General features: G+C 67.4%; 6 protein-coding genes. All 6 read left to right on the top strand.

Going from position 1 to position 5971, the window contains the following annotated elements:
• Positions 1–210: 210 nt before the first annotated feature.
• Positions 211–1446: a branched-chain amino acid ABC transporter substrate-binding protein gene (locus VIR09_RS00805; RefSeq protein WP_332010796.1), complete on the top strand. Its 1236-nt coding sequence runs from the start codon at positions 211–213 to the stop codon at positions 1444–1446.
• A gap of 170 nt (positions 1447–1616) precedes the next feature.
• Entirely contained in the window at positions 1617–2558 is a 942-nt protein-coding gene (locus VIR09_RS00800; RefSeq protein WP_332010793.1) for a branched-chain amino acid ABC transporter permease, read from the top strand.
• Complete coding sequence (locus VIR09_RS00795) at positions 2555–3823, top strand: branched-chain amino acid ABC transporter permease (RefSeq protein ID WP_332010791.1); 1269 nt, start codon at positions 2555–2557, stop codon at positions 3821–3823. Before VIR09_RS00800 ends, VIR09_RS00795 begins: the two co-directional genes overlap by 4 nt.
• Entirely contained in the window at positions 3820–4572 is a 753-nt protein-coding gene (locus VIR09_RS00790) for an ABC transporter ATP-binding protein (protein WP_332010788.1), read from the top strand. The genes VIR09_RS00795 and VIR09_RS00790 overlap by 4 nt, the downstream gene beginning before the upstream one ends.
• Positions 4569–5288, top strand: coding sequence for an ABC transporter ATP-binding protein (locus VIR09_RS00785; RefSeq protein ID WP_332010785.1), 720 nt, complete (start codon positions 4569–4571; stop codon positions 5286–5288). The genes VIR09_RS00790 and VIR09_RS00785 overlap by 4 nt, the downstream gene beginning before the upstream one ends.
• A gap of 34 nt (positions 5289–5322) precedes the next feature.
• The coding region (locus VIR09_RS00780; RefSeq protein ID WP_332010782.1) for an SDR family oxidoreductase at positions 5323–5971 on the top strand (649 nt) is incomplete at its 3' end.

The following is a 5971-nucleotide window of genomic DNA, read 5'->3' as shown; positions in this document are numbered from 1 at the left end:
GACGCCGTCATGAGCCGCGTCGACACGCCCCTGCTGCGCGCCGCCGCCGCACGCGGCTGCCGCACGCATCCGGGCCTGTACATGCTGGAAGGACAGATCGCCGAAATTGCCCGCTTCCTGGGCATGGAAGAACCGCGCCGGGGCCTGCCCGCCAGCGCGCTTGCTTGATCCACATATTCACCACACTCCCGTTCCACGGAGGAGACACGCATGAAATTGGCTTTCACCACCGGCCTGCTGTGCCTGGCCGGCATCGCCGCATCGGCCCAGGCCGCGCCCGTCAAGATCGGCCTGATCGAAACGCTGTCCGGCCCGCAGGCCTCGACCGGCCTGATTTTCCGCGCCGCGGTCAAATATGAGCTGGACCGCATCAACGCCGCCGGCGGCTGGAACGGCCAGCCGCTGGAACTGGTCGAGTTCGACAACCAGGGCGGCCCGGTAGGCGCCTCCGACCGCTTCCGCGCGGCGGCGGCCGAAGGCGTGCAGATCCTGGTGCAAGGTTCGTCGTCGGCCATTTCCGGCCAGCTGACGGAAGACGTCCGCAAGCACAACCTGCGCAACCCCGGCAAGGAGGTCGTGTTCCTGAACGTGGGCGGCGAAGCGCTGGAGCTGACCGGCCAGAAGTGCCACTTCTATCACTTCCGCTTCGCCACCAACGCCGACCTGCGCGTGAAGGCGCTGGCTTCCGTGATGTCGGCCGACGGCACGCTGGGCAAGCGCGTGTACGCCATCAACCAGAACTACTCCTGGGGCCAGGACATGGAAGGCGCCACCGAGCGCTTCGCCCAGCAGTACGGCTATGAAGTGGTCGGCAAGACACTGCATGAAGTCAACAAGATCCAGGACTTCGCGCCCTACGTGGCGCGCATCCGTTCGGCCACGCCCGACACCGTCATCACCGGCAACTGGTCCAACGACCTGCTGCTGCTGATGAAGGCCACGCAGGCCGCGGGCCTGAAGGTCCGCTTCGGCACGGTGTTCCTGGACCAGGTGGGCAACCTGGCCAACGCCGGCGAAGTCGCGCTGGGCCACTACATCGCCCATCCGTACAACATCGAGGCTGCGGGCGAGGAAGGCGCCAAGTTCGCCGAGGACTACAAGGCCAAGACCGGCCACTACCCCAGCTACACCGAGCCGCAGACCGTGATCGGCATCGCCTTCCTGGGCGAGGCGCTCAAGCAGGTCAAGCCGCAGGACGGCAAGCTGTCCGTGCCGGAACTGGCAAAGGCGCTGGAGAAGGTCACCTACACCTCTTCGCTGGGCACCTACACCATGCGCGCGGAAGACCATCAGGTGCAGCTGCCCATGGTGGTGTCCAAGGTAGGCAAGAGCGCCAAGTACAAGGCCGACGGCACCGACATGGGCTTCGAGCCGGTGAAGGTGCTGGCCGCGGCCGAGGTGTCGGCGCCGGCGCAGGCAACCTGCAAGATGCAGCGGCCGAACTGATGGGCCGCAAGCGCGTCCGACGCCAGCTTGCGCATGGCGCTCCGGACGCGCTTCCTCATCAGCCTTCGTCGCAGATCAATAAGCGCACCCCCGGCGCGGGCCGGAAAAACCCCGGTGCGCAATCGCTCGCAAGACGTCCGTCGTCTTAGCGCAAGAATCCTGGAGCGGACATGGAATACTTTACCGTCTCGCTGTTGAACGGCGTGATTTACGGCCTGCTGCTATTCATGGTGTCGGCAGGCCTGACACTGATTTTCGGCATGATGGGCGTGCTCAACTTCGCGCACGCCTCGTTCTACATGATAGGCGCGTACGCCGCCTACACCCTGACGCCCGTCACCGGCTTCTGGGCCGCGCTGGTGCTGGCCACCCTCATCGCCGGCCTGCTCGGCATGGGCGTGGAGCGCTATTTCCTGCGCCGCGTCCACAAATTCGGCCACGCGCAGGAACTGCTGGTGACCTTCGGCCTGGCCTTCATCGTGGCCGAACTGATCAAGCTGTTCTACGGCGACTTTCCGGTCGACTACCGCGTGCCGCAGTTCCTCAATTTCCCCGCCTTCCGCGTGTTCGGCGCGGATTACCCGTTCTACCGCCTGCTGATGGGCGGCGTGTCGCTGGCGATGTTCGCCATGATCTATCTGTTGCTGTCGCGCACCCGCGTCGGCATCGTGGTGCGTTCGGCCATCTACCGCCCGCGCATGGCCGAGGCGCTGGGCCACAACGTGCCGCTGGTGTTCATGAGCGTGTTCGGCGTGGGCGCGGCCATGGCCGGCCTGGCCGGCGCGGTGGCGGGCGCCTTCTACACCACCAATCCGAACATGGCGCTGGAGCTCGGCGTGCTGGTGTTCGTGGTGGTGGTGGTGGGCGGCCTGGGTTCGCTCGAAGGCGCGATGATCGCCTCGCTGCTGATCGGCCTGATCAGTTCCTTCTCGGTGGGCATCGACGCCAGCCTGGCGTCCTTGTTCGGCCTGTTCGGCGCCGGTGAATGGGCCGAGAGCGTGGGCGGCCTGATGACCGTGAAGATCTCCAGCCTGGCCGCGACCCTGCCCTTCCTGCTGATGCTGGTGGTGCTGCTGGTCAAGCCCTCGGGCCTGAAGGGAGAGCAGGCATGAGCCAGACCCGCCGCACTTCCGCGATCTTCCTTCTGATCCTTTGCGTGGCCGCGCTCTGCGCGCTGCCCTGGCTGCTGCCCCCGGGCCAGCTGGTGGCGGCAGTGCAGATGCTGATCGCCGCGCTGTTCGCCTGCGCCTTCAACCTGCTGGCAGGCCAGGGGGGCATGCTGTCCTTCGGCCACGCCGCCTACTTCGGCGTCGGCACCTTCGCCACCATCCACGCCATGAACGCGCTAGGCGGCGCGGGCTTGCTGCCCACGCCGCTGATGCCGCTGGCGGGCGGCGTGGCCGGCCTGCTGTTCGGCCTGGTCGCAGGCTGGTTCGCCACCATGCGCGCCGGCGTTTACTTCGCCATGATCACGCTGGCGCTGGCCGAACTGCTGCACGCGCTGGCGCCGCACCTCAAGGGCGTGTTCGGCGGCGAGGCGGGCGTGTCCGCCATGCGCATGCCGGCCTGGGGCTTCACTTTCGGTTCCGACATCGAGGTCTATTTCCTGGTGCTGGCCTGGGTGCTGGTATCGCTGGCGGCGCTTTACGGCCTGACGCGCACGCCGCTGGGCCGGCTGACGCTGGGCCTGCGCGAAAACGCCAATCGCCTGCGCTACCTGGGCTATCGCCCGCATACGCTGAAGACCCTGGTGTTCGCGCTGTCGGCCATGTTCGCCGGCATCGCCGGCGGCCTGCAGGCGCTGAACATCGAAGCCGGCAACTATGTGCTGTTCGACGTCAAGCTGTCCACCGATGCGGTGCTGTTCGCCTACATCGGCGGCGTCAACGCCTTCCTCGGCCCGGTGCTGGGCGCGTCCATCCTGACCTTCCTGTCGCAGACGCTGGCCGACATCACCCGTTCCTGGCTGCTGTACCAGGGCATCCTGTTCGTGCTGGTAATGCTGTTCGTGCCGGATGGCCTGGTCGGCCTGGTGCAGGGCGCCGCCAGGTCGCTGCGCGAGCGCGGCCTGGGTAACTGGTTGCCGCGCGCCGCGGTGTCGGTGACGGGCGGCCTGCTGCTGACCTGCGCCACGGTCTTCACGGTGGAACTGCTGCAACGCATGTTCGCCCGCGACTACCGCTCGCTGCTGGCCATGAACCCCGAGGCCGGCTGGCCCGACATTCCGCTGTTCGGCCACGACTGGGCGCCGCTGGCGCCATCGACCTGGCTGATTCCGCTGGCGCTGTTCGCCGTGGGCCTCGCCGCCTGCCGCTGGGCGCTGGCCCTGTGGCGCGACGACGCCCAAGCCGCTCCCGCGCTGGAGGCCGCACAATGAGCCACGAGATCCTTACCCTGACCGACGTGCGCAAGTCTTTCGGCGATGCGCAGATCATCCGCGGCGTGAACCTGCAGATCGAGGCCGGCGAACGCCATGCCGTGATCGGTCCGAACGGCGCGGGCAAGTCCACCTTGTTCCACCTGATGTCGGGCTCGTTCGCGCCGACCTCGGGCGACATCAGCCTGCATGCACGCTCCATCGGCGGCCTGCCGCCGGAACGCATCAACCGCCTGGGGCTGGCGCGCTCGTTCCAGATCACCAATGTTTTCCCGCGCCTGTCGGTGCGCGAGAACCTGCGGCTGGCGGTGCTGCGCATGCACGGTCTGGTCTACAACTTCTGGCGCCCCATCGCCCGCAACCGCGCCGTCAACGAAGACGTGGAGCGCCTGCTGGAGAAAGTGCGCCTGGCCGCCAAGCAGCACACCGCCGCCGGCGACCTGAACTATTCGGAGCAGCGCTCGCTGGAAATCGGCATGACGCTGGCGTCGCGCCCCAAGGTCATCCTGCTGGACGAGCCCATGGCGGGCATGTCCCAACACGAAGTGGACTACACGGTCGAACTGATCAAGGACGTGACCCGCGATTGCACGCTGCTGATCGTGGAGCACGACATGCAGGTGGTGTTCTCGCTGGCCGACCGTATCAGCGTGCTGGTCTACGGCGAGATCCTCGCTACCGGCACGCCGGCCGACATCCGCGGCGACGCCCGCGTGCGCGAAGCCTACCTGGGAGAGGAAACGGTATGACGACGCAATCCCCCTTGCTGAGCCTGCAAGGCGTGCACGCCCACTATGGCAAGAGCCACATCCTGCACGGCATCGACCTGACCGTGGGCCGCGGCGAAGTCGTGAGCCTGCTGGGCCGCAACGGCGCCGGCCGCTCCACCACCATGAAAAGCATCATGGGCCTGGTGGACGTGACCGGCGGCAGCATCGCCATCGAAGGCCGCGACATCACCAACAAGCGCCCTTTCGAAATCGCCCGCGCCGGGCTGGGCTTCGTGCCGGAAGAGCGCGAGGTATTCGCCAACCTGAGCGTGGACGAAAACCTGCGCATGGGCGAACAGCCCAAGCGCGACGACGCGCCCTACTGGTCGACCGAGCAGATGTTCGACTACTTCCCGCGCCTGAAAGAGCGCCGCGGCACCAAGGCCGGCAACCTGTCCGGCGGTGAGCAGCAGATGCTGACCATGTGCCGTTCGCTGCTGGGCAACCCCAAGGTCATGCTGATCGACGAGCCCACCGAAGGGCTGGCGCCGAAGATCGTGGAAGTGATCGCCGACGTGATCCGCGACATCCACAAACGCGGCGTGTCCGTGGTGCTGGTGGAACAGAAGCTGACCATCGCACTGAAGGTCTCCACCCGCGTCAGCGTGATGGGCCACGGCCGCATCGTTTTCGAAGGACCGCCCGCGCAGCTGCATGAGCGCCAGGACGTGGTCCAGGAATGGCTGGCGGTCTGAGCGCCGGCAAATACATCGCTAAGAGGCAAACATCGTGGACCAAACCCCGGAAGTCATCCATCCCGACCTGCGCGGCCAGAGCGTCGTCATCACCGGCGGCGCCAAAGGCATAGGCCTGGCCACGGCGCAAGCGTTCGCGCGGCAAGGCGCGCGCGTGGCGCTGCTGGACATGGACTCGGCCGCCCTGGACGAAGCCGTCGCCGGCCTGGCCGCAATGGGCGCCGAAGCCCTGGCCGTGCAAGCCTCGGTGACCGACGCCGACGCGGTTGAACGCGCCTTCGCCCAGGTCGAACAGGCCTGGGGCCGCATCGACGTGCTGGTCAACAACGCGGGCGTATCGGCCAACAAGCCCACGCTGGAAGTCACCGTGGACGAATGGCGCCGCGCCGTGGACATCAACCTGACCGGCGTGTTCCTGTGCGCCCAGGCCGCCGGCCGCCGCATGGTGCCCGCCGGCGCCGGCAGCATCATCAATCTGGCCTCGATGTATGGCGTGGTGGCGGCGCCCGACCGCGCCGCCTATTGCGCCACCAAGGGCGCGGTAGTGCTGCTGACCGAGACCCTCGCGGTGGAATGGGGCCCGATGGGCGTGCGCGTGAACGCGCTGGCGCCGGGCTACGTGGAAACGGACCTGGTGCGCGACCTGGCCGCGCGCGGCCGCCTGGACCCCGAACGCCTCAAGC

Origin of the sequence: Achromobacter sp. (assembly GCF_036567245.1) — a bacterium.
GTDB lineage: Bacteria > Pseudomonadota > Gammaproteobacteria > Burkholderiales > Burkholderiaceae_B > Achromobacter.
The sequence above is the reverse complement of the archived record's forward strand: the minus strand, read 5'-3'. Positions and strand labels throughout refer to the sequence as shown.

Excerpts from the sequence above, each read along its gene's own strand:
- VIR09_RS00785 (WP_332010785.1), top strand. The coding sequence starts at position 4,569 with ATGACGACGCAATCCCCCTTGCTGAGCCTGCAAGGCGTGCACGCCCAC.
- VIR09_RS00795 (WP_332010791.1), top strand. The coding sequence starts at position 2,555 with ATGAGCCAGACCCGCCGCACTTCCGCGATCTTCCTTCTGATCCTTTGC.
- VIR09_RS00790 (WP_332010788.1), top strand. The coding sequence starts at position 3,820 with ATGAGCCACGAGATCCTTACCCTGACCGACGTGCGCAAGTCTTTCGGC.
- VIR09_RS00800 (WP_332010793.1), top strand. The coding sequence starts at position 1,617 with ATGGAATACTTTACCGTCTCGCTGTTGAACGGCGTGATTTACGGCCTG.
- VIR09_RS00805 (WP_332010796.1), top strand. The coding sequence starts at position 211 with ATGAAATTGGCTTTCACCACCGGCCTGCTGTGCCTGGCCGGCATCGCC.